This window comes from Streptomyces geranii (assembly GCF_002954775.1).
GTDB classification, from domain to species: Bacteria; Actinomycetota; Actinomycetes; order Streptomycetales; family Streptomycetaceae; genus Streptomyces; species Streptomyces geranii.
The window spans coordinates 50,421-75,298 of the sequence record NZ_PJME01000026.1; the positions used below are offsets into that span (position 1 = coordinate 50,421).

Annotated in this window: 22 protein-coding genes; 10 read left to right on the forward strand and 12 right to left on the reverse strand. The window is 72.3% G+C overall.

Annotated features, from left to right (window positions below):
- Positions 1–2 precede the first annotated feature (2 nt).
- The 3 genes from CW359_RS27825 to CW359_RS27835 all read right to left on the reverse strand — a co-directional run bounded on the left by CW359_RS27825 (position 3) and on the right by CW359_RS27835 (position 2,453).
- Positions 3–977 (reverse strand): endonuclease/exonuclease/phosphatase family protein, encoded by a 975-nt coding sequence (locus CW359_RS27825; RefSeq protein ID WP_105972901.1) that lies wholly within the window; start codon positions 975–977, stop codon positions 3–5.
- Positions 978–979: 2 nt separating this feature from the next.
- Positions 980–1,873, reverse strand: a complete 894-nt coding sequence (gene purU / locus CW359_RS27830) for a formyltetrahydrofolate deformylase (RefSeq protein ID WP_105972902.1) — start codon at positions 1,871–1,873, stop codon at positions 980–982.
- Positions 1,874–1,952: 79 nt separating this feature from the next.
- Positions 1,953–2,453, reverse strand: coding sequence for an SCO4402 family protein (locus tag CW359_RS27835; RefSeq protein ID WP_105972903.1), 501 nt, complete (start codon positions 2,451–2,453; stop codon positions 1,953–1,955).
- A 117-nt stretch (positions 2,454–2,570) separates the two neighbouring features.
- Between CW359_RS27835 and CW359_RS27840 the strand changes: the two genes are divergently transcribed.
- Entirely contained in the window at positions 2,571–3,920 is a 1,350-nt protein-coding gene (locus CW359_RS27840; RefSeq protein WP_105972904.1) for an ABC transporter substrate-binding protein, read from the forward strand.
- A gap of 52 nt (positions 3,921–3,972) precedes the next feature.
- On the opposite strand, the gene CW359_RS27845 is transcribed toward CW359_RS27840, so the two are convergent.
- Together CW359_RS27845 and CW359_RS27850 are read right to left on the reverse strand one after the other, a co-directional pair.
- A complete protein-coding gene (locus tag CW359_RS27845; protein ID WP_105972905.1) occupies positions 3,973–5,808 on the reverse strand; it encodes a hypothetical protein in 1,836 nt (611 codons plus the stop codon).
- Between the two features lie 142 nt (positions 5,809–5,950).
- A complete protein-coding gene (locus CW359_RS27850; protein ID WP_105972906.1) occupies positions 5,951–7,336 on the reverse strand; it encodes an NsdA family TPR-like regulatory protein in 1,386 nt (461 codons plus the stop codon).
- Between the two features lie 306 nt (positions 7,337–7,642).
- Here CW359_RS27850 and CW359_RS27855 point away from each other — a divergent pair, with 306 nt between their 5' ends.
- The 7 genes from CW359_RS27855 (at position 7,643) to CW359_RS27880 (ending at position 16,911) form a co-directional block, all read left to right on the forward strand.
- The gene (locus CW359_RS27855) at positions 7,643–8,305 is read left to right on the forward strand and encodes a bifunctional DNA primase/polymerase (protein ID WP_105972907.1); all 663 of its coding nucleotides are present in this window, start codon (positions 7,643–7,645) and stop codon (positions 8,303–8,305) included.
- 121 nt (positions 8,306–8,426) lie between these two features.
- Positions 8,427–9,203, forward strand: coding sequence for an ABC transporter ATP-binding protein (locus CW359_RS27860; RefSeq protein WP_105972908.1), 777 nt, complete (start codon positions 8,427–8,429; stop codon positions 9,201–9,203).
- Positions 9,200–10,798 carry a transporter gene (locus tag CW359_RS27865; RefSeq protein WP_105972909.1) on the forward strand — a complete coding sequence of 533 codons (1,599 nt, stop codon included), beginning with the start codon at positions 9,200–9,202 and terminating at the stop codon, positions 10,796–10,798. The genes CW359_RS27860 and CW359_RS27865 overlap by 4 nt, the downstream gene beginning before the upstream one ends.
- Positions 10,799–10,967: 169 nt before the next feature.
- The gene (locus tag CW359_RS45970; protein ID WP_105972910.1) at positions 10,968–11,774 is read left to right on the forward strand and encodes a tetratricopeptide repeat protein; all 807 of its coding nucleotides are present in this window, start codon (positions 10,968–10,970) and stop codon (positions 11,772–11,774) included.
- A 2-nt stretch (positions 11,775–11,776) separates the two neighbouring features.
- Complete coding sequence (locus CW359_RS47170; RefSeq protein ID WP_105972911.1) at positions 11,777–16,057, forward strand: CHAT domain-containing protein; 4,281 nt, start codon at positions 11,777–11,779, stop codon at positions 16,055–16,057.
- A 27-nt stretch (positions 16,058–16,084) separates the two neighbouring features.
- Complete coding sequence (locus tag CW359_RS45455) at positions 16,085–16,249, forward strand: hypothetical protein (protein WP_157968645.1); 165 nt, start codon at positions 16,085–16,087, stop codon at positions 16,247–16,249.
- A complete protein-coding gene (locus CW359_RS27880) occupies positions 16,246–16,911 on the forward strand; it encodes a hypothetical protein (RefSeq protein WP_105972912.1) in 666 nt (221 codons plus the stop codon). Before CW359_RS45455 ends, CW359_RS27880 begins: the two co-directional genes overlap by 4 nt.
- A 73-nt stretch (positions 16,912–16,984) precedes the next feature.
- On the opposite strand, the gene CW359_RS27885 is transcribed toward CW359_RS27880, so the two are convergent.
- Together CW359_RS27885 and CW359_RS27890 are read right to left on the reverse strand one after the other, a co-directional pair.
- A complete protein-coding gene (locus tag CW359_RS27885) occupies positions 16,985–17,845 on the reverse strand; it encodes an alpha/beta fold hydrolase (protein WP_105972913.1) in 861 nt (286 codons plus the stop codon).
- Between the two features lie 565 nt (positions 17,846–18,410).
- On the reverse strand, positions 18,411–19,103 hold the full coding sequence (locus tag CW359_RS27890) for an iron-dependent transcriptional repressor DtxR (RefSeq protein WP_105972914.1): 693 nt from the start codon (positions 19,101–19,103) through the stop codon (positions 18,411–18,413).
- Positions 19,104–19,365: 262 nt separating this feature from the next.
- On the opposite strand from CW359_RS27890, the gene CW359_RS27895 reads away from it, so the two are divergent.
- Positions 19,366–20,121, forward strand: coding sequence for an SIS domain-containing protein (locus CW359_RS27895; RefSeq protein ID WP_105972915.1), 756 nt, complete (start codon positions 19,366–19,368; stop codon positions 20,119–20,121).
- 29 nt (positions 20,122–20,150) lie between these two features.
- Here the strand turns inward: CW359_RS27895 and CW359_RS27900 are convergent, their stop codons facing one another.
- A complete protein-coding gene (locus tag CW359_RS27900) occupies positions 20,151–21,596 on the reverse strand; it encodes a PAS domain-containing protein (RefSeq protein WP_105972972.1) in 1,446 nt (481 codons plus the stop codon).
- Between the two features lie 208 nt (positions 21,597–21,804).
- Positions 21,805–22,260, reverse strand: a complete 456-nt coding sequence (locus CW359_RS27905; protein ID WP_232838629.1) for a GNAT family N-acetyltransferase — start codon at positions 22,258–22,260, stop codon at positions 21,805–21,807.
- Positions 22,261–22,348: 88 nt separating this feature from the next.
- On the opposite strand from CW359_RS27905, the gene CW359_RS27910 reads away from it, so the two are divergent.
- Positions 22,349–22,789 carry a GNAT family N-acetyltransferase gene (locus CW359_RS27910; protein ID WP_105972916.1) on the forward strand — a complete coding sequence of 147 codons (441 nt, stop codon included), beginning with the start codon at positions 22,349–22,351 and terminating at the stop codon, positions 22,787–22,789.
- 469 nt (positions 22,790–23,258) lie between these two features.
- On the opposite strand, the gene CW359_RS27915 is transcribed toward CW359_RS27910, so the two are convergent.
- From CW359_RS27915 to CW359_RS27925, 3 genes are all read right to left on the reverse strand, one after another.
- Positions 23,259–23,867 (reverse strand): lipoprotein, encoded by a 609-nt coding sequence (locus tag CW359_RS27915; RefSeq protein ID WP_105972917.1) that lies wholly within the window; start codon positions 23,865–23,867, stop codon positions 23,259–23,261.
- An 88-nt stretch (positions 23,868–23,955) separates the two neighbouring features.
- Complete coding sequence (locus CW359_RS47415; protein WP_332874998.1) at positions 23,956–24,192, reverse strand: hypothetical protein; 237 nt, start codon at positions 24,190–24,192, stop codon at positions 23,956–23,958.
- A 140-nt stretch (positions 24,193–24,332) separates the two neighbouring features.
- Positions 24,333–24,812 (reverse strand): hypothetical protein, encoded by a 480-nt coding sequence (locus CW359_RS27925; RefSeq protein ID WP_105972918.1) that lies wholly within the window; start codon positions 24,810–24,812, stop codon positions 24,333–24,335.
- Between the last annotated feature and the right edge of the window lie 66 nt (positions 24,813–24,878).

Below are 24,878 nucleotides of genomic sequence, written 5' to 3' on the forward strand. Positions count from 1 at the left end.
GTTCACCCGTCCCCGAACCTGATCCCCGCGACCACCGGAAGATGATCGCTGCCCGTGGCGGGCAGAGTGCGCAGGCCGGTCACGTCCGCCCCGCGCGCCAGCACGTGGTCGATCCGCGAAACCGGAAAGCCCGTCGGCCAGCTGAAGGCGAAGCGCCCTGTCGACGACTCCAGTCGCGAGGTCACCGGGGACAGTCCCCGGTCGTCCAGCGTGCCGTTGAGGTCGCCCAGCAGGAGCACCCTCTCCGCCCGCTCCCCCTCGACGGCCTCGCCCAGCAGCCCCGCGCTCTCGTCCCGGTTCTCGGACGCGAAGCCCGCCGGGCCCATCCGCACCGACGGCAGGTGGGCCACGTACACGGCGATCTCGCCCCACGGCGTGCGTGCCCCGGCTCTCAGCCCCCGGTCCCAGCCCTCGCCGATCCCCCTGGGCCTGATGTCCAGCAGTCGTACGTCCGTCAGCGGGTACCTCGACCACAGGCCGACCGTGCCCTCGACCGCGTGGTGGGGGTAGGCGGCGGCCAGCGTCCGCTCGTAGCGCGGTAGTTCGGAGGGGGTCAGCTCCTCCAGGGCGATCAGGTCCGGGGCCGCGTCCAGCAGCGCCTTCGCCGTGCCCTCCGGGTCGCCGTTCTCGTCGCTGACGTTGTGCTGCGCCACCGTGATGTCCGCCCGCTCGGCGTCCCCGGGGAGGAGCCTGCCGCCGAAGAGGTACGTCCAGACCGTCACCGGGAGCAGCAGGGCCACCAGCGCCGTGGCCGAGCGGCGCAGGACGGCCGCGAGCAGGAGTGCGGGGACCGCCAGTCCCAGCCACGGGAGGAACGCCTCCAGCAAGCTGCCCAGGTTGCCGAACGTGTTCGGCACCGCACGGGGGAAGGCCAGTACTGCCGCGGTCAGGGCGGCCGACGACGCCAGGACGCGTCCGCGGGTCCACCGCGTCCTGCCCTTCGCGTCCTGTCCCCGGCGCGACCGCCGCACCACCACCGCTACGCGAACACCACCGTTCGCCGGCCGTTCAGCAGGATCCTCCGCTCCGCGTGCCACTTCACCGCCCGCGCCAGCGCCTGGCACTCCACATCGCGGCCGATGGCCACCAGTTGGTCGGGCGTGACGTCGTGGGCGACGCGCTCGACCTCCTGCTCGATGATCGGGCCCTCGTCGAGGTCGGCCGTGACGTAGTGCGCCGTCGCGCCGATCAGTTTCACGCCCCGCGCGTGCGCCTGGTGGTACGGCTTCGCGCCCTTGAAGCTCGGCAGGAAGGAGTGGTGGATGTTGATGATCCGGCCGCTCAGCGCCTTGCACAGGTCGTCCGACAGCACCTGCATGTAGCGGGCCAGGACCACCAGCTCCACGTTCTCCGCCCGGACCAGCTCCAGCAGGCGTGCCTCCGCCTCCGCCTTCGTGTCCTTCGTCACCGGGATGTGGACGAACGGCACGTCGTACGAGGCGACCAGCTCGGCGAAGTCCGTGTGGTTGGAGACGACCGCCGCGATGTCGACCGGCAGCGCGCCGATACGGGCGCGGAAGAGCAGGTCGTTCAGGCAGTGGCCGAACTTGCTGACCATCAGGACGACCCGCATCCGGTCCTCGGCCCGGTGGATCTGCCACTCCATGTGGAACGCGTCACCGATCGCCGCGAAGCTCGCCCGCAGCTTCTCCACCGTCACCGGCGCCTCCGCCGAGAAGTGGACGCGCATGAAGAACAGTCCCGTGTCGTGGTCGCCGAACTGCTGGCTGTCCTCGATGTTGCAGCCGGTCATGAAGAGATAGCTCGACACGGCGTGCACGATGCCCTGCTTGTCGGGGCAGGAGAGGGTGAGGACGTACTGCTCGGAGTACGTCTCCGCGGGGGCCGTTGCCTGGCTGGACTGCTCGTTCATGCCGGACAGGGTCCCATATCCGTCCCGAACGGCCGACTTCCGTCCGCCACCCGGAACAACCCGACGGAGCCCTCAGCCCCTACGCCGAGCGCGTCAGGATCCGCAGTACCTCCAGCGTGCGCGGCGGTGTGTCCGGCTCCTCGCCGTCGCTCGCCGCCAGGCGTACGTGGGCGTCCCGGGCCGCGCGGACCGCCTCGGGCCAGCCCGCGTGGTCGAGGTAGGCCGAGACGGGCGCGTCCGGGCCGACCTGGTGCATGATCCGCAGGACACGGAGTACGGCGGTGTCGACGAGCGCGGCCTCCTGGGAGTCCCGGAAGATCGTGCCGACGTATTTCTCGGCGGACCAGCTGTCCAGCCAGGTGTCCTCGACCAGGCGGTACACGGCGTCGGTGACGTCCCCGTATCCGTCGACGCCGGCCAGCCAGACGTCTCGCTGGAACACCGGGTCGGAGAGCATGTGCAGCGCGGAGCGCACATTGCTGCGCCAGCGCCACCACGGCATGTCGTTGAGTGGCATGCCGCCCATGGTGGGGGAGCGACGGCCGCGACGGGAAGAGTCTTCCGAACCTTGCACGGTCATCGATCGTACGTTCCCTGTGAAAACGAGAACAACAGCCCCCGTAATTCACCTCCGCGTCACCGGATATTGACCAAGGGTGACACCCGGGTTGGCTGTGTGACGGAATCGTGCTTGTCCATGACCGGCAGGCGACGCACCCGCAGCACCTTCCGCACCTCCTCCCGCACAAGCACCTTCGGCACAAGCGCCTTCAGAGCAGGCACCTCCAGAATGAGCGCGCTCGCCCTGTGCGCCGCGCTCACCGCGGGCTGCGGGGCCATCCCCGGCTCCTCGGACGGCTCGGGGAGCGGTGACATCACCGTGATGACCTGGGCCCCCGAGGACACCGACGCGACCAACAAACCCGGCATGCCGGCCATGGCACAGGCGTACGCCCGCTGGATCAACGCCCAGGGCGGGCTGAACGGACGTAAGCTCAAGGTCCTGACCTGCAACGACCGCAACGACCGGGTGACCGCCGCGAAGTGCGCCCGGCGCGCGGCCGACGAGGACGTCGTCGCGGTCGTCGGCTCCTACAGCCAGTTCGGCGACGACTTCCTCGGCCCGCTGGCCTCCGCCGGAATCCCGTACATAGGCGGGTACGGCGTCACCAACGACGAGTTCACCAACCCGATGTCCTACCCGGTCAACGGCGGCTCCCCCGCCCTCCTCGCCGGCCTCGGCCAGGAACTCGCCGCCGTCTGCGGCCCGGTCGCCCTGATCCGCCCCGACTCCATCGCCGGCGACCAGCTGCCCGAACTGCTCGACGCCGGTCTGAAGGCGGGCGGGCACGCCCCGGCGCTGGACCAGCTGGCCGCCGAGGACGCCACCGAGTACTCGGCACAGGCGAAGCTCGCCCTCGAACGGACGACCGACGGCGAGGACGAGGGCGAGGGCGAGACCACGGACGGGAAGAAGGGCTGTGTGGTGCCGGCCCTGGGGGACCGGGTCAACACCTTCATGGACTCCTTCCGGCGCGACCGCGAGAACTACCCCGCCGTCAGCACCGCCACCGTCCTCGGCAGCGTCGACCAGACCGTGATCAACGCGAACGGCGGCAAGTCGGGCGCGTACGAGGGCTCGTACATCACCGGCTGGTACCCGGTGGCCAGCGACGCCCGCTGGGCGCAGATGAAGAAGGTCATCAGCGAAGAGGCCTTCGGCGACAACCGCATCGACCCGCAGGACGCGGGCGTGCAGACGACCTGGATCGCGTACACCGTCCTGAAGGCGGTCGTCGAGTCGCTGGACGGCCGCGAGGTGTCCTCGACCACCGTCCGGCGGGCCCTCGACGACGGCCTGGAGATCACCACCGGTGGCCTCACCCCGACCCTGCGCTGGCGCTTCCAGGACCCGCTCGCGGTGGTCGGCTTCCAGCGCCTGGTCAACGCGCGGGTGATCCTCCAGATCGTCCGCGACGGCCGGCTCGTCGCCGCCCGCGACGGCTTCGTCAACACGTCGAAGCTGCTGGAGAGCGCCCGGGACTGAGCCCCGGGCGGGGCCGGTCGGTTCAAGGCAGGTCAGTTCAGGTCAGGGCAGGTCAGAGCTGGGTGGACTGGCGTTCGGTCAGGCCGTACGTCTTCGCGATCGCGTTCCACAGCTCGGCCGCCCTGGCCTTCTGCGTGGTCGCGATGCCGCTCTGCTGGTTGCCCTTCTGGGTCTGGCCCGTGCTGCGGGCCTGGCCCTTCCGGCAGCCGTTCTTGCCTGCCGCCTGGTCGGCCCAGGCCGCGTAGTGGTTGTCGGCCGACTGGGACGCCTGCCACGCCTTGGTGAGGGCGGTGGTCAGCTCGGCGTGGTTCGGCAGCTTGTCGACGGCCAGCGACGACAGCCGGGTGACCAGTTCGCCGCGCTGCTGTCCGGCCGAGCGCAGGTCGGTGGCCGCCTGGCCGAGGTTGTCGCAGGACTTGACGTCCGCCACGGCGCTGATCACCGCGTCGCGGCTGTTGTTGCTGGTGGCGAGCAGCTTGTCCAGCTCGACGGCCTGCGCCTTCGCCGGGTCGGCGGCCGGGGCCGCGGACTCCTCCGGCGAGGCCGAGGACGTCGCCGCGACCGTCTTGTTGGCCGCGTCGTCGTCGCTGTCCCCGCCGCCGCTCAGCAGTGCGCCGGCGCCGATCCCGAGCACGGCGATACCGACCCCGACGGCCGCGATGACGGGCACCCGCGAACGCCGGCGCCCACCGTCCCGGTCGTCCAGGTCGTGGGGCGCGGCGCCCTGGAAGCCGTACGACGACTGCTGGGGGGCGTACGGCGCGGACTGCTGGTGCTGCTGATGCTGCTGGGCCTGGATGCGGGGCAGGTGCTGGGTGGCCGGGGCCGGGGCGCTCCGGCTGCCGGGACCGCTGCGGAAGAGGTTGTCGAAGTCGGACGGCGGCTGCCGGTCGTCGGGGCCGCCGTACGGCCCCGCGGGCACCGGCGGGATGTACTGCGTGGCCTGGGCGTCGGGGTGGGCGGGGGCCGCCTGCGGGACGCGCCCCAGGTAGGTGGTCGACTCGGCGTTCGCCTCGGGCGGCAGCGCGCCGGGCCCGACGGGCGGCAGGAACTGCGTCGCCGCCTCGTTCACGTGCGGGGCGACCGGCGGGAGGTACTGGGTGGCCGGGTCGACGACCGGGCCGGGGTTGCCGGGCACGGGCGGTATGTACTGGGTGACGCCCTCGTCGACGGGCGCCGGCAGCGGGGCACCGGGCGCGGCGGCGTACGGCCCGTACGCACCGGCGTGCGGCTCGTGGCCGTACGGCTGCTGCTGGTGCTGGGGCATGGGGGTGCCGCCGGTCGCGGGCGGCAGCGGCGCGGCGCCTTGCGGGGCCTGCGGCGGTACGGGGAGTTGGGCGCCCGGGGTCGGCTGGGCGCCGTAGCCGGGCTGCTCGGGCCAACCGCCCGTTGCCCTGGGGTCGTTGTGCCACGCCGGTGCCGACTGCGCCTGCTGCTCGGGCTGTTGCTGCGGCTGAGGCTGCGACGGGGGCTGGGGCTGGAACTGGCCCTGGTCGCCCCACTGTTGCTGGTGCTGCTGGTGCTGCGGGGTGTCGGGGGCCGCGGGCCAGTCGTCGGCCGCCGGGGCCTGCGGCGGCGCCTGGTGCTGGTACTGACCCTGCGGGTGGCCCTCGTACTGGCCCTGGTGACCTTCGTACTGGCCCTGGGGCTGGCCCTGGTACTGCTCCTGGCCCTGGGGCTGGTTCGTGTCCGGGCCCCACGGCTGTCCCCAGGACTGGCCGCCGGCCGGGTTCGGGGGTGGAGGTGGCGGGGTCTGGGCGGGGACGGGGCGGCCGACGCTGCTCCCCGTCATGCCCGGCAGCAGCGGTTCGCCGCCGTCGGAGGGCAGCACGATGCCTTCGCGCGCCACGCGCTGCGAGGGCTCCTCGCCCTGTCCACTCTGCGTCACCGGGACTCCTACTGATGGGGGACCTTCGGAATCGTCGGTTAACGCTACCGGGTCCCCGGAATCCCCTTTCACGCAGCACAGGACCAGACCACTCCCCCACCAGCACCTCAGCCGTTCGCTGTGTCTCCCGTCACGCTCCCGGTCACGCCGCCGCCCGCAGGTCCATCCGCGCCCCGAACTCCCGGACCACCGGTTCGTCGCGGTACGGCTCCAGGCGCAACTGCAGGTCCTCCAGGTACTCGGCGCCCCGGTTGGAGCGCAGGGTGCCCAGGAGTTCCACCGCGCGCATACCCGTGTGGCAGGCCTCCTCGACCTCGCGCTGCTGGACCTGTGCCGAGGCCAGGAGGACGAGGCCGATCGCCCGGCGCCTGGCCCGGGTCTCGGGGTGGCCGTCCAGCGACTCCTGGGCGCAGCGGGCCGCCGCCTCGGCCTGGCCGAGGTCTCGGTGGCAGTGCGCCAACTCGTCGGCCAGATAGGCCGCGTCGAAGTGCGCGATCCACGCCGGGTCGTCCCCGGACTCCGGATCGGCCGCGTCCAGCGCGTTCACCGCGCGCCCCGACGCCAGCTGGGCCGCCCGCGCGTCGCCCATCAACGCGTGCCCGCGGGCCTCCGCCGCGTAGAACATGGCCTCCGCGCGCGGGGTGACCCGGCCACGCGCCCCCTCCTGCGCCGCCCGCGCCAACTGGGCGATCTCGCGCGGGTTTCCGAGCTGCGCGGCGAGGTGGCTCATGGACGCGGCGAGTACGTACCCGCCGTACCCTCTGTCCCCGGCCGCCTGGGCGAGGCGGAGCGCCTGGATGTAGTAGCGCTGGGCGAGGCCCGGTTGGCCGGTGTCGACGGCCATGTACCCGGCGAGTTCGGTCAACCGTGCGACGGCGGCGAAGAGTTCACGGCCGACCGCCTCCCGGTACGAGCCCGCGAGCAGCCCGGAGACGACGCTGTTGAGGTAGTGCACGACGACCGGACGAACGTGCCCGCTGCCGTACTGGTGGTCGAGGTCGGTGAGCGCCTGCGTCATCGCGCGCACCGCGGCCACGTCCGACGGCCCCACGCGCGGCCCCGCCTGGCGGGCGACCTGGGAGTCCGGGGACGAGATCAGCCAGTCGCGGCTGGGCTCGACGAGCGCGGACGCGGCGACGGACGAACCGGAGAGGAAGTCCCGCCGGCCCACGTCGCTGCGCCACAGCTCACACACCTGCTCGATGGCGCCGAGGACGGTCGGCGAGAACTGGAGCCCGACGCCCGAGGCGAGGTTCTTGCCGTTGGCCATGCCGATCTCGTCGATCGTGACCGTACGGCCCAGCTTGCGGCCGAGGGCCTCGGCGATGATGGCGGGCGCCCGGCCCCTCGGCTGCTGTCCGCGCAGCCAACGCGCCACGGACGTCTTGTCGTACCGCAGATCGTGGCCGTGCTCGGCGCCGCACATGTTGACCCGGCGGGCCAGCCCGGCGTTCGAGCAGCCCGCTTCCTGGATGAGCGCCTGCAACCGTTCGTTCGGCTGCCGCGCGACGAGAGGCCTTGCGGCCATGGCGTACCCCCTGTGGCTGCGGTGCCCTGCCCACGCACCGAGTTGACGTGTCTTCCGTGCCCGGTTCCGGTGAACGGATCCGGCCTTGAAGATCAGTGCCCCGCACGCATGCCGAAAATGCGAGGCATACGAGGCTTACGAGGATTGCCGGGGTAAAGGCGGATGCCCGGCCCCTCCCCTGCCTACCCAGCCCCGCCCCGGATCCTCCTGCGCGCCCCCGCACGTGCATCCATGCGCCCCAGATGCGGAATCGATGCACCTCCCCCGCGCATGTGACATGCGTAACTCATGATTCCCACTAGAGTTGTGTTCATCGTGGAAGAGACCATCGCGGGCCCTGATGCTGCCCAAATCCCCAAGCAACGCGGCGAATCCCTCTTGGAAACCGCCGTCCGGTACGCCGAAGAGCGCCACTGGGACGTGTTTCCCGGTACGTGGCTGGAAGCAGTCGACGGGGTGCAGCGCTGCTCCTGCGGCGACGCCGCGTGCGCCCTGCCCGGCGCACATCCGACCCGGCCCGACTGGATCACGCAGGCCACGGGCAGTGCGACCGTCGCGCGCCGGCTGTGGACCGAACAGCCGACGGCGTCGATCCTGCTGCCTACCGGGCATACGTTCGATGCGATTGACGTGCCCGAGACGGCCGGGTTCCTCGCGCTGGCGCGCATGGAGCGGATGGAACTGACGCTGGGGCCGGTGATGTTGACGCCGGATCGGCGGATGCGGTTCTTCGTTCTTCCGGGGGCGTCTGTGAAGGTGCCTGATCTGGTGCGCAAGTTGGGGTGGGCGCCTGCTTCTCTCGACCTGGTCGCGCTGGGGGAGGGGGGCTATGTGGCCGCGCCGCCTACTCGGTACGGGTCCAAGGGGGCTGTGCAGTGGGCCTGCCGGCCTACGCCCGCGAACCGGTGGCTGCCGGATGCGGAGGAGTTGATCTCGCCGCTCGCTTATGCGTGCGGGCGGGATCGGTAAGTCGCCTATTGGGTTGCCTGGTTTCGGTCACAGGGCGGGTGCGGGTGCGTTGTGGCTGGTCGCGCAGTTCCCCGCGCCCCTAAAGGCCTCCCGCGCACCCTAAAAACCATATGGTGACCGCATGGTCAATGGTGCTGCCGTGCGCGTGCAGGGGCTCTGGAAGCGGTTTGGGCAGCAGGTTGCTGTTGCCGGGGTCGATCTGGAGTTGCCCGCGGGGAAGTTCGTGGGGCTTGTCGGGCCGAACGGGGCCGGGAAGACCACGACCCTGTCCATGGTGACCGGGCTGCTGCGGCCCGATCAGGGCACCGTGGAGGTCGTGGGGCACGACGTGTGGCGCGACCCCGTCGAGGTCAAGGCGCGGATCGGGGTGCTGCCCGAAGGGCTTCGGCTCTTCGAGCGGCTGTCCGGGCGTGAACTCCTCGGGTACTCGGGGCGGTTGCGCGGGCTGCCCGGTGCCGAGGTCGACAAACGGGCCGCTCAGCTGCTCGACGTCCTCGACCTGGCCGGGGCCCAGCACAAGCTCGTCGTCGACTACTCCACCGGCATGCGCAAGAAGATCGGTCTCGCCGCCGCTCTCCTCCACAATCCCGAAGTCCTGTTCCTCGACGAGCCGTTCGAGGGCGTGGACCCGGTGTCGGCGCAGATCATCAGGGGCGTGCTGGAGCGGTACACCGCCTCCGGCGCCACCGTCGTCTTCTCCTCGCATGTCATGGAGCTGGTCGAGTCGCTGTGCGACTGGGTCGCGGTGATGGCGGCCGGGCGCATCCGGGCGCACGGTCCGCTCGCCGAGGTGCGGGGCGACTCGCCCTCCCTCCAGCACGCGTTCCTCGAACTCGTCGGCGCGGGCGGGCGCGACCACGGCTCCCACCTCGACTGGCTGGGCGGCGGCGCCCGATGAGCACGGCGGAGTCGCTCACCCCGGTCGTCGTACGGCTCAAGCTGTCCCTGCTGCGCAACGGGCTGCGGCAGTCGGCGGGGCGGCGGGCCGCCTACATCTCCTCCGTGGTCGTCGTACTGCTGCTCGCCGCACTCCAGTTCCTCGGTCTGGTCGCTCTGCACGGCAGCGAGCACGCCGCGTCCGTGACCGTCATCCTGCTCGCGGTGATGGCGCTGGGCTGGGCCGTCATGCCGCTGTTCTTCCCCAGCGGCGACGAGACCCTCGACCCGACCCGCCTGGTGATGCTCCCGCTGCGGCCCCGGCCACTGGTCCGGGCGCTGCTCGTGGCCTCGCTCGTCGGGATAGGGCCGCTGTTCACGCTGTCGCTGCTCGTCGGGTCGGTGATCGCCGTGGCGCGCGGTGCGGTGGCGGCGGTCGTGTCGCTCGTCGCCGTACCGCTCGCGCTGCTCGTCTGCGTGGCGCTCGCACGGGCCGTCGCCGCCGCCAACATCCGGCTGCTCAGCAGCCGCAAGGGCCGCGATCTCGCCGTGCTGAGCGGGCTGGTCATCGCGATCGGCGCGCAGGTCGTCAACTTCGGCGCCCAGCAGCTCGGTTCGGCCGGGCTCGGGCAACTCGACCCGGCCGCCGAGGTGTTGGCGTGGGTGCCGCCCTCCTCGGTGATCGGGGCGGTGGACGCGGCGAGCGAAGGGTCGTACGGGGTCGCCGTCGCCCGACTCGCGGTCAGCGCGGGCGCGTTGGCGCTGCTGCTGGGGGCCTGGTCGCGCACCCTCACTCAGCTGATGACCTCCCCCGACGGGTCCACCCTCCAGGCCGCCGAGCCGTCCGGAACCCGGGAGCACGGCTCCGGCGGGCTGGGCCGGCTGCTGCCCGGCGGGCGGACCGGGACCGTCATGGAACGGAGTCTGCGGTACGCGTGGCGCGACCCCAAGACCAAGGCGGCGTGGGTGACTTCGCTGGCGATCGGGCTCATCGTGCCCGTGTTCAACGCCCTTCAGGGCACCGGCTCGATCTACTTCGCCTGCTTCGCCGCCGGGATGCTCGGCATCCAGATGTACAACCAGTTCGGCCAGGACACCTCCGCCTTCTGGATGGTCGCGATGACCATCTCGTCCACCCGCGACGCCTACGTCGAACTGCGCGGCCGGGCCCTGGCGTTGCTGCTGATCAGCCTGCCGTACGCCACCCTCGTCGTCGTCCTCACCACCGCGCTGCTCGACGACTGGGCCACCTTCCCGGAGGCGCTCGGGCTGTCCCTCGCCCTGCTCGGGGCGATGCTCGCGGCCGGGGCCTGGTCCTCCGCCCGGTTCCCCTACTCCATCCCGCAGGAGGGCTACAAGAACGTCGCCCACGGGCAGGCGGGGCTCGCCACCTTCTCCATCTTCGGCGGCATGATCGGCGCCGCCCTGCTCTGCGCCCCCGTCATCGCCCTCACCATCTGGCTGAACGTCGACTCCGGCGGCGACCGCTGGACCTGGCTCCTGCTGCCGATCGGCGCGTCCTACGGCACCCTCCTCACCCTCCTCGGCCTACGCCTGGCCGCCCCCCGCACAGCGGCCCGACTCCCGGAGATCCTGGCAGCGGTCAGCAGGGCCTGAACTTGCCCACGGCATAAGGGGTTTGGCACGCCGTTCGCGGGGAGGGACAGGGAGAGCGCCCCAAAGGGGCGCGAGGAACTGCGCGACCAGCCACGAAGGTGCCGCAGACGAACAACAACCGACACAGCCCGCCCAACCAGCGGAGCGCAAAAGCAGGGGGAGCCTGCGCATGGCCAAATGGTTCGGCAGATCCAAGTCCAGGGCCGACGACAAGGCCGAGGCCGAGGCCGAGCACCTCGAACCCCTCGGCGTCTCCGACGACCTACGGCTGGCATACGGCCGCACCGGCGACCCCAAGCTGCTGCGCGGCTCGATGCAGGCAGCCGAACTCGCCGTGGAGGTCTACCCGGTAGACGACCTCCGGCACGCCGCCGCCCTCTCCTCCCTGTGCATGCTGCACCGGCTGAGCTGGGAACGCGACCGTGGCGCCCCCGACCTGATCAAGGCCGTCGACTACGGCAGGCGGGCCGTCGACAAGTCCCCGCCCGGCGACCCGGAACTCCCCCGGCACATGTCCTCCCTGGCCACCGCCCTCCAGGAGGTCTACGACAGCACGGAGGACGAGGAGTCCATCGACGAGGCCATCGCTCTCTACCGAGGCTGCCTCGACCTGCTGCCCAAGGGCACCAGCACGCTCGGCGAACAGCGCGTCGGCCAGGAGTCCAACCTCGCCAACTCCCTGCTCCGCAAAGGGCGCAAGAGCCGCGACGCCGCCACCCTCGACGAGGCCGCCGAGCACGCCCGCGCGGCCCTGCGCGACACCCCCGAGGACCATCCGATGCACGCGATACGCCTCGTCAACCTCGGCGGTGTGCTCCTCGGGCTCGTCCAGACCGGCCGTCCCGAACACCTCGGCGCGGCCGAGGACATGTACGCGCGCGGACTGCGGGAACTCCCGGCGGGACACCCCTCGCGCGCCGGGGTCGAGCAGACGCTCGCCATGATCAAGGGCCTGCGCGCACAGTTCGGGATCTGACCGTGCGGGACCCCCGCCCGGCCGCCGAACTGACCCTGCTCGTCGAGGACTTCACCGGCCCCGACCACTGGCGCTGGGTCCTGACGGCACCCGACGGCACGGTCCTGGCCCGGCACGAGGTCCGCCTGGACCCGACCGGCCCGCAGTACGAGGCCTTCCTCGACCTGCCCGGATATCTGCGCCGGCACGCGGCCCCGGACGTACGGGCCGCGCGGGAGCGGGAGATCGTCCGGGAGGTGGGTACGTGGGTCGGCGCGGAGGTCCTGGGTCCGGTCGCGCCCGCGCTGCTGGCGGCGGCCCCTGCGGTCGTACGGGTCGTCGTGCCGGCGGACGTACCGGGCGCGCGGCGCCTGATGTCCGTACCCCTGGAACTGGCCCATGCGGCGGGGCGGCCGTTGGCCGTCCAGGACGTGACGCTCGTGACGCAGTTCGGCGCACGGCGCGAGGACGGGGACCGGGCGGACGGTCCGGTGCGTGTGCTGGCGCTGTTCAGTCTGCCCGAGGGCAGCCGGGCGCTGAACCTGCGGCGCGAACGGCTCGCGCTGACCCGGCTGTTCACCGAGGCGGCGGACGCCGGGCGCGCGGTGGAGGTGCGCACGCTGCAGTACGGGGTGACGCGCGAGCGGCTGCGTGAGGTACTGGCGCGGCCGGCCGGCTGGGACCTCGTCCATGTCTCCGGCCACGGCGCCCCCGGCGAACTCCTCCTGGAGACCGACGCCGGGCACCCCGACCGCGTCCGCGCACCCGAACTCGTCGACCTCCTCACCACCGCACGGGACGTCTCCCTCGTGACCCTGTCGGCCTGTTGGTCGGCGGCGGCCCCGGAACCGGTGGGCGAGGACACCGGGGAACCGGTCGTCGGGGCCGTCGCCGGGGACCTCGTCGAGCGCCTCGGGTGCGCGGTGCTGGCCATGCGGTACCCGGTGGAGGACGCGTTCGCCACCGCCCTCGCCGAGCGGCTCTACCGTCAACTGGTTGTCGGGGGGCGGGTGTTGCCCCGGGCGCTGGCAGCGGCGCTGGGTGAGCTGTCGGCGGAGGGCACCGAGGGGGCGGAGACGTCCGGTTCCGCACTGCGGGCGGCGACTCCGGCGCTGTTCGGGGCGCGGGCGGTGGGGTTGAGACTGAGGGCGCCCGAGGGGGCCGTACGGAGAGAGGCCGACGTCTCCGGGCAACTGCCGCCCGTGCCCGAGCACTTCGTCGGCCGGGTCGCCCTCCTCGCCCGCCTCGGCGCCGTACTGGCCCCCCGCAGCGGGCTCGCCGGGGTACTGCTGCAGGGCATGCCCGGGGCCGGGAAGACCGCGTGCGCAAGGGAGTTGGTGGCGACGCACGCGCACGCCTTCGAGCGGGCCGTCTGGTTCACCACGCCCCAGGAGCAGGAGGGGCGGCGGCATCAGGAGGGAGCCCTCGCCTCCTTCGCGCTGGCCCTGGAGGAGGCGGTGCCGGGGCTCCGCTGTCTGCACCTCTTGGACGCGGCCGAGGCCGACGGGTCGGCGGCGGCGGAGTTCACGGCCGCCGTGACCGCCTGGCTGGTGCGGGAGCGCGCACTCCTCGTCATCGACGGCATCGACGCCCTGCTGACCCCCGAACGGGCCTGGCGGGACCGGCGTTGGGGAGAACTCGTCGGCACGCTGTCCGGGCACTCCGGCGCGGGGCGGCTGATTCTGTGCGGGCGGGTACGGCCGCCCGGACTGGGACCGCGCCTGCGGACCGAACCGGTCGACCTGCTGACCCCGGACGAGACCCTGCTGCTCGCCCGCGAACTCCCCCACCTGGCCCGGCTGCTGGACGGCCGACTCCCCGGCACGACACCGGCGGCGGCCCGCCGACTGGCCACCGGGCTCCTCGAACTGGCCCAGGGCCACCCGAGGTTGCTGGAACTGGCCGACACCCAGGCCACCGACCCGGACCGCCTGACCCGACTGCTGACCGCCGGGAGCCGGGCATCGGCGCCCACCACGGGCGAGGGCGAGGACCAGGCCGAGGGCGAGGCCGAGGGTGACCAGTATCTGCGCGTGCTGCGCGCCTGGTCCGACGGCGTCGCCGCCGAACTCACCTCCGCCGACCGTGACTTGTTCCACGTCCTGTGCTGCCTGGAGGAGACCGACCGCAGCCGGGCGACCGTGGACCACAACTGGCCCGACCTACGCACCCAACTGGGGCACCCGGACACGTCGATCGAGGCGGCCCTGCGGACCCTGGTGGCCCACGGGCTGCTCACCCCGCGCCCGGGGCAGGCGTACGAGATCCAGGCCGCCGTGGCCGCCGAGGGGCGGGCGCGGGGCGGTGCGCGGGTCCGGGAGGTGGTCGACACGCGGCTGGCGGGGTACTGGCTGCGGGTGTTCGAGATGGCGTGGACCCGCGAGGGCACCGACGCCGAGGGCGCCCGACTGGCCGGACCGCTGCTCACGCACGCCGCGCTGGCCGCCGTGCCCTATCTGCTGCGGCTGCGGCAGGAGTTGTCCGCCGCGACACTGCTGGAAGCGGTACTGCGCCGGGACGTCTCGGCGCCGACGCGGGCGCGCGTACTGCCCCTGCTGCGCCGGATCGCCGCCCGCGCCGCGTCCGCGCCGGGCACCGGAGTCGTACCGCCGACGGAGGCGCTCGCGCGGGTGCTGAGCGAGATCGACCCGGCCGCCGCCGAACGCCACGAACGGGCCGCCCTGGCCTCGGCGTTGGCAAGCGGCGACCACTCCGCCGCCGCCACGGCGACCAGCGGCCTGGTCGACCTCTGCGTCCGCACCGGCCGCCTCACCGAGGCCCTCGCCCTTGCCGAACAGGGCGCCGAGCACGCCAGGTTGGCCGGCCTCGGCACCTGGACGACGCTCCTGTACGAGGTCCAGCGGCTGCACGTCCTGTCGCAGACCGACCGGGCCGGCGCGACCCTGGCCGAGGCCGACGCCCTGCACCGGCGGATGCGAGACGTGCCCCGAAAGCGCGGCCCCCGTGAGGGAGTTGACTGGTGGGAGGTCTGGGAGGAGCTGTGCGACACCGGGCAGCGCGCGGCGATCGAGGCCGAACAGTGGCGACGGGCGCTGGAGTACGGCGACGACGTGTGCGCCTCCAAACGGGCGCGCGGCGCACCGCCGACCGACTTCGCGGCGGCCCGGCTGCCCGCGTACATGCCGCTGCTGCGGCTCGGCCGTACCCAGGACGCGCTGCGGCTGCTGGAAGAGTGCCGACAAGTCTTCGAGGACGCCGGGGACTTCCTGTACCTGGGTGAGGTGTTCGGGGCGCTCGCCAACGTGGCGGACGCGCGCGGGCACGGCGAGGTGGCGATCGCGCGGGAGCGGGACAGCCTGCGGTACGCCTACCGGGCGGGCGTTCCCGCGGTCGTCGCGGTCGGGCACGCCAACCTGGGCACGTATCTGCACGGCCACGCGCGGGACGCGGCGGGCGCGGTCGCCCACCACCTCGCGGCGGCGCTGCTGGCCACGCTCAGCGGGGGCGGCCGGACGATGAACGCGGCGCTGTCCCTCGCGGGCGACCTCGGGGTGTTCGGGACGGAGGCCGAGGCCCAACTGCCTACGGACGTGGAGGAGTTGTGCGCCCGGGTCGCCGAGGTACCCGGCGTGGCCCTGGACCGGCTGCTGACCGGCCTCGACCCCGATCTCGCCCGCGCCCGGGAGACGCTCACCGCGCTGGTGCGGGAGGCGCGTGAACGGGTGGCGGCAGAGGGGGGATCGGCGGCGGAACAGGGGACGGGGGCGGGAGCGGGAGCGGGGGCGTACTGGCTCGGCGTCGTGCAGGCTGCGGCCTGGGGCATGGTCTGGGAGCCGGTGTTGGCGGCGCTGGTGGCCGCCGAGCGGCGCAACACGGCGGCGCAGGTGAAGCTGCGCCAGCACCTCGACCGACTCGCCGGGCTGGACGGGATGTTCGTCCCGCTGACCGTCGTACTGGCCCGGATCCAGGGCGGCGAGCGCGGGCCCGGTGTGCTCGCCGGGCTCGGGACCCTGGACGCCCGGGTGGCGGAACGCGCGCTGGACGCGCTGGCCGGCCGGGTGACCGTACCCGTCGAACTGTGGACGGTGATGCATCTCGGCATCGCCCTGGGCAGCTTCGTCGGCGCGGCCCTCGGCGAGGACGGGACCGGTGAGGTGACCCGCGAGAACCTGGACGGGTTCGCCTCGGACCCCTTCCTGGCGCAGCTGTCCTCGGTCCTGGACCGCGTCCTCTCCGGCGAACGCGACCCCGCGCTGGCCTCGGGGCTTCCGCAGCCGACCCAGCGGGCGGTGGTCGCGGCGGTGCTGCACTTCATCAACGACGCGGAAGGGGAGGGTGGTTGAGCGCTCGGCGGCTGGGACAATGTCTGCATGGCGGACGCCCCGAAGATCAACGACGTACGGCTGGGTGACAACGGCGTGCTGGAGTTCTACGACGGCACCGCGTGGGTGCTGTATCCGGACGTGCCCGATGACGACGGTCTGCCCCAGGCGCTGACCAAGGGCTCCCCTCTGGACGAGGACCCGCCCCGGTGACCACCGAGCCACCCCCGCCCAACCCCACCATGGTCACGGTCACCCCCTTCGACGCCCTTCCCTCCCCCCTCGACGCCGTACCCGAACTGCGGGCCGCCGCGCGGTGGATGATCGCCGCGTTCGGTGCCGTCGGGGTCGCGCTGGTGGGCGGTGGGCCGCTGGTGGCCGTGGGGAAGGTGCACGGGCTGGGCGAGGCGCTGGTCGCGGGCGGTGCGCTGCTCGTCGCGCTCGGCGGGGTGTGCCTGGCGATCTGGCAGGTCAGCAGGGTGCTCGTACCGCCGATCACCACCGCCGCCACGCTGAGCACCCCGGCGGCACGCGGTCTGCGCGAGCTGATCGACGCCTCCCCTGCCGACTTCTTCGGCTCGGCCGCGACCGGCGTGGACGACCTCCTGCGCCACCGCACGGTCGCCGTGAACATCCACCGCGCCCTGGCGACCGAGACGGACCCCGCCCGCCGGGACCTGCTCCACCGGCACCTGGCCCGGGCCCGGACCAACATCGCCCGCACGGACCCCTTCGTACGCTGGCTGCTGGCCATGACCCACGTCTGGCAGATCCGCACCACCTTCCACGAGGCCCGCCGCTGGTGCCTGTTGGCGGTGGCGCTGGTGGCAACTGGCGCAGTGGCATTCCTGACGGCGACAGGAGGCGCCCCTTAGGGGCGTGGGGCTGTATCCATATGCGGCTCCGCCGCGTGGGCGCGACAAGCCACGACGGCGCCGCGCCAAACCACTACCGCGCCAGCACCCCCTCCAGGAACGGCTCGATCGCCGCCCGCCAAGCCTCCGGCTGGTCGTAGTGCACGATGTGCCCGGCGTCAGCCACCTCCGCGTACTCCCCCCGAGGCAGCACCCGGACCATCTCCTGCGCCTCCGCCCGCCCCAACTCCCCGTCCAGCCCCCGCACCACCAACGCGGGACACTGAACCTGCGTCAACTCCTCCCAGTGCGCGTCCAACACCCACGTCTCCCGCGACTTCAGCATCTGCTCCGGCTCGAAGACGGGACGCCAGCCGTCGGCGGACTCCTGCATCACCTCGGCGTAGAACTCACCGCGCGACGGAGTCGGCCGCTCCACCCACGGATCGTCCTCGCCGAACCACTTGCGGACGTCGGCGAGGGTCGCGAAGGGCACCGGCCAGGCCTTGAACCAGTCCTCCCACTCCCGCTGGGAGGCCGCGCCGAGCGCGGAGGCCCGCATGTCGCAGACGACCAGGGCGCGCACCAGGTCGGGGCGTTTCGCGGCGAGCTGCCAGGCGGTCAGGGCGCCCATGGCGTGGCCGATGAGGACGACCGGGCCGAGGCCGAGCTGCTCTATCGCCGCCTCGGCGTCCGCGACGTACGCCTCGCGGGTGTAGATGTCACCGGGCGGACGGTCGCTCTGGCCGTGACCGCGCTGGTCGAGGGCGACGGCCCGGTGCCGCTCGCCGAGCCAGCGGGCGGCGGACGCCCAGTGCGAGCCGCGGCCCATGAGCCCGTGCAGTAACAGCACTCCGGGGGCCCGGTCGGGCTCCCCGGTCTTGGGAGGGTCGGCGAACTCCCAGGCGGCAAGGCGCACACCGCCCGCTCCGGTCACGTCGATACGCCGCGCCATAGGTCCTGGCACCCCCCTAGCTATCGAAGTTCCTCTGGTCGATTGCCCAGACTGGCTAGAATATCGAATGGCTATTCGAAAACACGGTCTCCGGCGCTAACACCCCTCGTTCGAGTGACCACGCTCCAGGAATGATCCGCGTGGCCGAGGGGAGACCTTCTGCGGGAGGCGGACCGCCCGGGGAAAGCGGTCCGAAGGGGATGACCCTGGGAGCTCGGGGCTCCGGGTCAGCACAGGGGAGGACAGGCCCCGGCGCCGCTTGGCGCCGGGGCCCTCTTCACGTCCGCGGCACATCCTCACGCTCCCCCTCCCCCGCCGGGCGGCACCACCGCCGTACCCGGCCAAGAGCCCCCAAGTCATATGCCTCTCGCGACAGCGTGGCACGCGAAACGTCCGAGCGCTGCGATTCCGCACACTCAATCTTGGATTGACGCCCCGGCGCGGCACGGGCCCCGGGACGCCGCAAGTTCCCCCTCGGTAACAGAAGTTGCGGTCACAGCAGGTACGGGCGCTCCCAGTCGGCGGATGCGGGTGCCACCGGTTCAGCAAGCGCGGGCGCCCTCGGTCAGCGCTTCGCCACGAACACGTGCGAGGCGACGTCCGCCTCCAGCTCGGCGGCCTCGCCGCCGCTGCCGACCAGCACCCCGCCGGCCGCCTCCGTCACGCTCACCACCGAACCGGGCTGCACACCCGCGCGACGCAGCGTGTACATCAGCTGCGCGTCCGTCTGGATGGGCTCGCCGATGCGGCGTACGACGACCGTCTTGCCCTCCACGCCCGGGTCGAGGTCGGCCAGGGAGACCATGCCCTCGTCCAGGAACGGGTCCGCGCCGTCCTTCTCGCCCAGCTCCTCCAGGCCCGGGATCGGGTTGCCGTACGGCGACTCGGTGGGGTGGCGCAGCAGTTCGAGCACGCGGCGCTCCACGGCCTCGCTCATCACGTGCTCCCAGCGGCACGCCTCCGCGTGGACCTGCTCCCACTCCAGGCCGATCACATCGACGAGCAGGCACTCCGCGAGGCGGTGCTTGCGCATGACGCGGGTGGCGAGGCGGCGGCCCTCGTCCGTCAGCTCCAGATGCCGGTCGCTGGCGACCGACACCAGACCGTCGCGCTCCATCCGGGCCACGGTCTGGCTGACCGTCGGGCCGCTCTGGTCCAGCCGCTCGGCGATCCGGGCGCGCATGGGGACCACACCTTCCTCCTCCAGCTCGAGGATGGTGCGGAGATACATCTCCGTCGTATCGATCAGTCCGGACATTCGTGCCCCTTGATGAGATGTGCCGGAGGCTCGACGGCTCCGGCGCGTGCGCTGGCCCTGGCTTCAATTCTGACGCATACCACTGACAACCGTGCCGCCGCGTTGAAACCAGGCGGTTACGGATCCCCGTGGCCGGGTAGACAGTGCGTTTCACCGAGGGTACGTGGCGGACCGGGCAAGCGGCGTTTGACAGGGAAGTGGTCCAGACCTCACCGTGATCGGCGACCGACACGGACCGACCTGGACCGAAGGGGCTTCACCCATGAGCGACAGCGAGTTGGCCGGGCAGTTCCTCGACGCCGCGATCGGGCTGCTGCGGCGGGTGCGCGACGAGGAGACGGAGGCCGTGACGGCCGCCGGCACGCTCGTCGCCGACACCGTGGCCGCCGGCGGCCGGCTGTTCGCCTTCGGCGCCGGACACTCCTCGCTCGCCGCGCAGGACATCGTCTACCGCGCGGGCGGCCTCGCCCTGATGAACCTGCTGGCCGTCCCCGGCGTCGTCGGCGTGGACGTCGTACCGGCCACCCTGGGCTCCGCCCTGGAGCGCGTCGAGGGCCTGGCGACGGCCGTCCTGGACACCTCCCCGCTGCGCGCGGGCGACGTACTCGTGATCATCTCCCTCTCCGGCCGCAACGCCCTCCCGGTGGAGATGGCGCTGCACGCGCGTGCCCTCGGGGTACGGGTCATCGGCGTGACCTCGGTGGCGTACGCGACGGAGACGACGCCCAGGAACGCCTCGGGCACCTTCCTCAAGGACCACTGCGACGTCGTACTGGACTCGAAGATCGCCCCCGGGGACGCCGTACTCACCCTGGAGTCCGTCCCCGCGCCCTTCGCCCCCGCCTCGACGGTCGTCACGTCGGCCGTGCTCCAGTCGGTCATGGCGACGGCGGCGGGCATCCTGGCGGACCGGGGCATCGAGCCCCCGCTGCTGCGCTCCGGCAACGTGGACGGCGGCCACGACTGGAACGCCCGCATCCTGAAGCAGTACGGCGACCGGATCTTCTACGAGCGCTGAGGCGGGCTGAGGGGACAGGTCGCCGTCGCTCACTTCCCGAGGGCGGCCAGGTCCAGGGCGGCGGCGATCCGTACGGCCACGTCCTCCGCGTACATCGCGTCCGCCCGCTCGAACTGGCTCCGCCCGGCGCCCCGCAGGAACGTCACCACGCCCAGGGTGCGCCCCCGGCTGCGCAGCACCGCGCACAGCGCGTGGACCGTGTCCGGCGGCCACTGGCGCTGCACGGCCCACGCGCGGGCCTGCTCGACGCCGTACGACCCGACGCTCGCCCGCACCGACCCGGACCGCTCCACGCACTGCACGGCCGGGTGTCCGTCGCCGTAGCGCACCGGCAGTCCGGCGTGCCCGGCGAGGACGCTGGGCCCGGGGGCCCCGGAGGGCGTGGCCGCGGCACGGACCAGGCGGACCGGCCCGCGCCCGTCACCGCTGGTCGAACCTCCGGGCGAACCGTCGGCCGCCGTGCCGCCGATGACGGCGATCCGGTCGATGAGCGCGTGGTCGGCGAAGCCAGCGAGGGCGAAGTCGAGGTGGACGGTCGCGGCCTCTGCGGGGTCCTCGCACTCGGCGGCGGCCCGCGCCGCGCGGTGCAGCTGGTTGGTACGGAACCGCAGCTGGGCGGAGTCCTGCTCGGTCTGCTTGGCCTCGGTGATGTCCTGGAACAGCCAGCCCACGCCGAGCGGAACCGGTTCCTCGGTGAGCGGCGAGGCCAGCCGCAGGAACCCGCTGCGCCAGCAGCGCCGCTTCTCGCCGTCGGGCGTCCGGACGCTCACCCACATCTCGGCGGGCGCGGGCGGCGCACCCTCGGCAAGGACGTGCGTCAGCGCGCTCTCCAGCTCCTCGACGCCCTGCGCGAGCAGCTCGCCGAGGGGCCGCCCGAGGACGGCGGTACGGCCGATGCCGAGCGCGCGGGCGGCGTGCGAGTTGACGACGGCGGGCCTGAGGTCCGCGTCGACGAGCACGACGCCCCAGCTGGCGTCCTCGAAGAGGGCCTCGCTCAGGGCGATGGACCGCTCCAGGTCGATCTGCGCGTGCACCTCGCTGAAGGCGCAGTACAGCCCGGCGGGCTTGCCGTCGGGCCCGCGCACGGCGGCGGACTGGGTGCGTACGAGAACGCGCCCGCCGTCCTTCGTCAAGAGGGCGAACTCGTGGACCTGGCGCCCCGGGGCGTGCATCGCGGACAGCAGCCGCCCCTCGATCTCCTCGGCGTCGGCGCTGCGCACGGCCCAGCCGGCGAAGCCGTGCCGTCCGACGGCTTCCTCCGCGCTCCAGCCGAGAATCCGCTCGGCCTCCCGGTTCCAGTGCGTGACGACGCCGTCGGCGTCGAAGGCGCACAGGGCGGCGTCCATGCCGTCGAGCAGGGCCGCGAGCAGGTCGGAGCCACCACCGTCCGAACCGACCGGACCGTCCGTACCGTCCCTCTCGGGCTCGTCCGGCCCCAGCTCGTCGGTGGTCCCACTACGCCGGGAAGCACTCACCTGGACCCCCTGCCGGCTGCGTCCGCACGTACCGCGCGACGGTTCGCTCACTCACCATCATTCAACTCGAACGTGACGCAGCACACATCGAGTTCCCCCAAGATTGATGGAAATCGTTGTACGGCGGAAATTCGCCGTAGTCCGGGAACAAGCCCCTCTTGCCCCTCCCACCCCCGGACCAAACCGACCGTCCGGAATGTCCACAGCCTCAGCCGCCGTCCTGGGCAAGCCGCAGATCGACCCAGACATCACTCGCCCCGTCGAGCACATAACGCTCGACCTCCACGAACCCGTGCCTGACCGCGAAGGCGAGCCCGTCATGATTGGCGGCCAGTACGACGGTCTCGATCCGTTCGGCCCCCAGCTCACGGGCGAGCGCGAGCCCGCGCGCGTACAGCTCGCCCCCGAACCCACGCCGCCGAAAACCGGGCAGCACGCGCGCGATGACGGTACCGACGGCCGACCCGCCGTCCCCACCGGGCGGCCGGACGGTGGAACACCCCACAAGGGCGTCCCCGAGATAGGCGACGTCCAGCCGATTCCGGGCACTGCGCGCGCGTACGTCGTCGAGGGACAGGGCGGCGGGCGGAACGATCAGATTATGGACGCGCTGCCAGTCACGAAGAAGAACGTCACCGGCACCGGCGCCAGTGCCGGCATCCACAGAGACGATACGAAGATCAGACACGACGCCAGAAAATCGCACACTCTGACGAAGGTCAACGGAATTCGAACCCGCTAACGTGCCGATCATGGCGGACTGGGACATACGACGGGCGACGGCACCGGACATCGAACCGCTGGCGGAACTACGCGCCACGGTGATGCGCCCGGACCTGGAACGACTCGGCCGCTACGACGAACACCGCGTCCGGCAACGCTTCCGGGACGGCTTCGACGCGGCCCACACCTGGGTGATCGAGGTGAACGGCGAACTGGCGGGCTGCGTGGCACTGCGCCCGGCGGAGGACGCGCACTGGCTGGAGCACTTCTATCTGACCCCCGGCTCCCAGGGAGCCGGCATCGGCTCGGCCGTACTGCGCGAACTCCTGCGGCGCTGCGACGAGAAGGGCGCCCGGATCCGCCTGGACGTCCTCCGGGGCAGCCCGGCGAGACGGCTGTACGAGCGGCACGGGTTCGTGAGGGAGAGCGCGGACGAGGTGGACGTGTTCATGGTCCGCGAGCGGCCATGACGGCCGACGGGGACGGCTCGGGCGGGATCGGGCGCGAAACGGGCTGCTGAACGAAGAGCCGGCCAACGCAGATCCGGTGAACGCAGATCCGGTGAACGCAGATCCGGCCGGCATGTGGGCGCTGCTGAAGCATCTGGGGCGCGTCGAGGGGGCTCGGCGGCGGTTCGATGTGTGACGGGTCCCGCCAAGCTCTCGGAAAATCAGTTGATGGGCGGCGGGTCGCTTCCTAGACTGTGGCCAACGCTGAAAGGAGGTGATCGGGTACATGAGTGTTATCCGGACGCGTGAGGTGGCTGCGGGCTAGCGGCTCGCCACCACATTCAGTGCGGTGCCGGACCGGCGTGGGTGAGTAACACGCAGCCGGCCGAAACCAACGCAGTCACCCGACCCGCGAGCTCGCCGGTGAGTCCGGCCGGCCCCTCCTCCAGAGGGACCGAGCTCGCGGGTCGCCTGCGTTCAGGGCTCCGGCCTAGGGCTTCAGGGTGCTCTTCGCCAGCTCGTACGCCGGCAGCATCGCCTCGTGTTCCTCGGTGTCCAGGCCGCCGAGGTGTACGACGATCGAGCCCCGCGGGGTCGTCACCGCCAGGGCGCGCTCCTTCTTCGGGGTCTCCTGGAACTCGTCCGAGTAGACGTACTGCACCTCGGCGCCGGTGAGGCCGTTCGTCGTGAACTCGGTGTACTTCGCCTTGCTCGCGCCCTTGTCGGCCGTCACGAAGGCCTGCAGCAGCGTGCGTGCGTCGGCGGCGGCGCCCGGGTCCGCCGTCCAGGCGCGCAGGAAGCCGATGTGGCCGGCGGGCTTCGCGTCCACCTCGCAGGCCAGGGACACCGGACCCTGGCTCAGGGAGCCGTCCACCGCTTCCGCCGTCCACTTCTCGGCCGTGTCGAAGGTGACCGGGAGTTCGCAGGCCGAGCCCGCGGCTCCGATCGTGCTGCCGCTCTCCGCGCTCGCGTCGTCCTTCGTCGCCGATGACGTCGGCTTCGCTTCCTTGTCCGGCGCCTCCGTGCAGCCCGTCAGGGCTGCCGTCAACAGTGCCGCCAGGACCAGCCCGCGCCCCGCGTTCCCCGCTCCGACCAGCATGTGCCGTGTCTCCCCTCGTTCGGGCGGTCACGCTATCGGAGCCGTGGCCTCCCTCCTCCAGAGGGACCGGGTTCGCGCATCGCCTGCGTCAGCGGCGGTCGGTGGCACGTGGGTGACCCGTCCCCGCGAAGGTGATCCAGCAGGTCTCGCGGGAGATGTCCAGGAGATACCAGACGCGTCCGCCACTGGTCACCTCGATCTGCCACTGCTCGCAGGTCTGTCCGCGGTGGGTGCCGTGGGCCAGGCTGCCCTTGAGGCGGTGGTGGCGTGGTGTCTCGGTGGACGGTCTGGGGTCTGGGGTCTGGGGTCTGGGGTCTGTGCGCATGACGAGCCAGGCGCTGTAGGTGTTCTCCTGTGCCTGCCGGGCAAGGTTCTCCCAGCCCTTGGCCGAGGCGGCGTCCGCGAAGCGGACCTACCAGTGCCCCTCCGGCGCAGGCGGCGCGGCCCGGTCTCCGCGCCCCGCGCTCACACGACGTCCCGCGGGTCCGGGACAGGACCGTAGTCGTCGCCGTGGTCCCCGGTCAGTACGGCCAGGAGGTCCGGGTCCGAGTAGACCTCGGCCGTGTGTTGCCAGGCGACGAGCAGCTGTGCGACGGACGCGCTGTTGCCGACGGAGTCGGCGGCCCGCATGGTGTCGACCAGTTCTACGGCGAAGGCGTGCACGTCAGGCTCGGGCAGGAAGCGTACCCACGGAAACGCGTCCGGCAGTATGTCCAGGAGCAGCTCGGTGCTGCCGGGCTCCCGGCGTGCCATCGCGGCCAGTATCCGGGTGGCGGCCGACACCACGGTCCGGTCCTGCTCGGCGCGTGCCGCTGTGGTGAGGACCAGGTCCTCGCCGTCCCTGCGGTGCAGCAGCAGCCGTGACGATTCCTTGAGGCGGGCGAGCGTCTGCTTGTTCTTGTTCACCAGCTCGGAGAAGTTCACTGCCGCGTTGTCGGTCGCCATGACTTTGAAAGTACTTCGAAACCCATGGCGCCGCCATCACCCGGAAGGGGGACCTGCCCTCTTCCG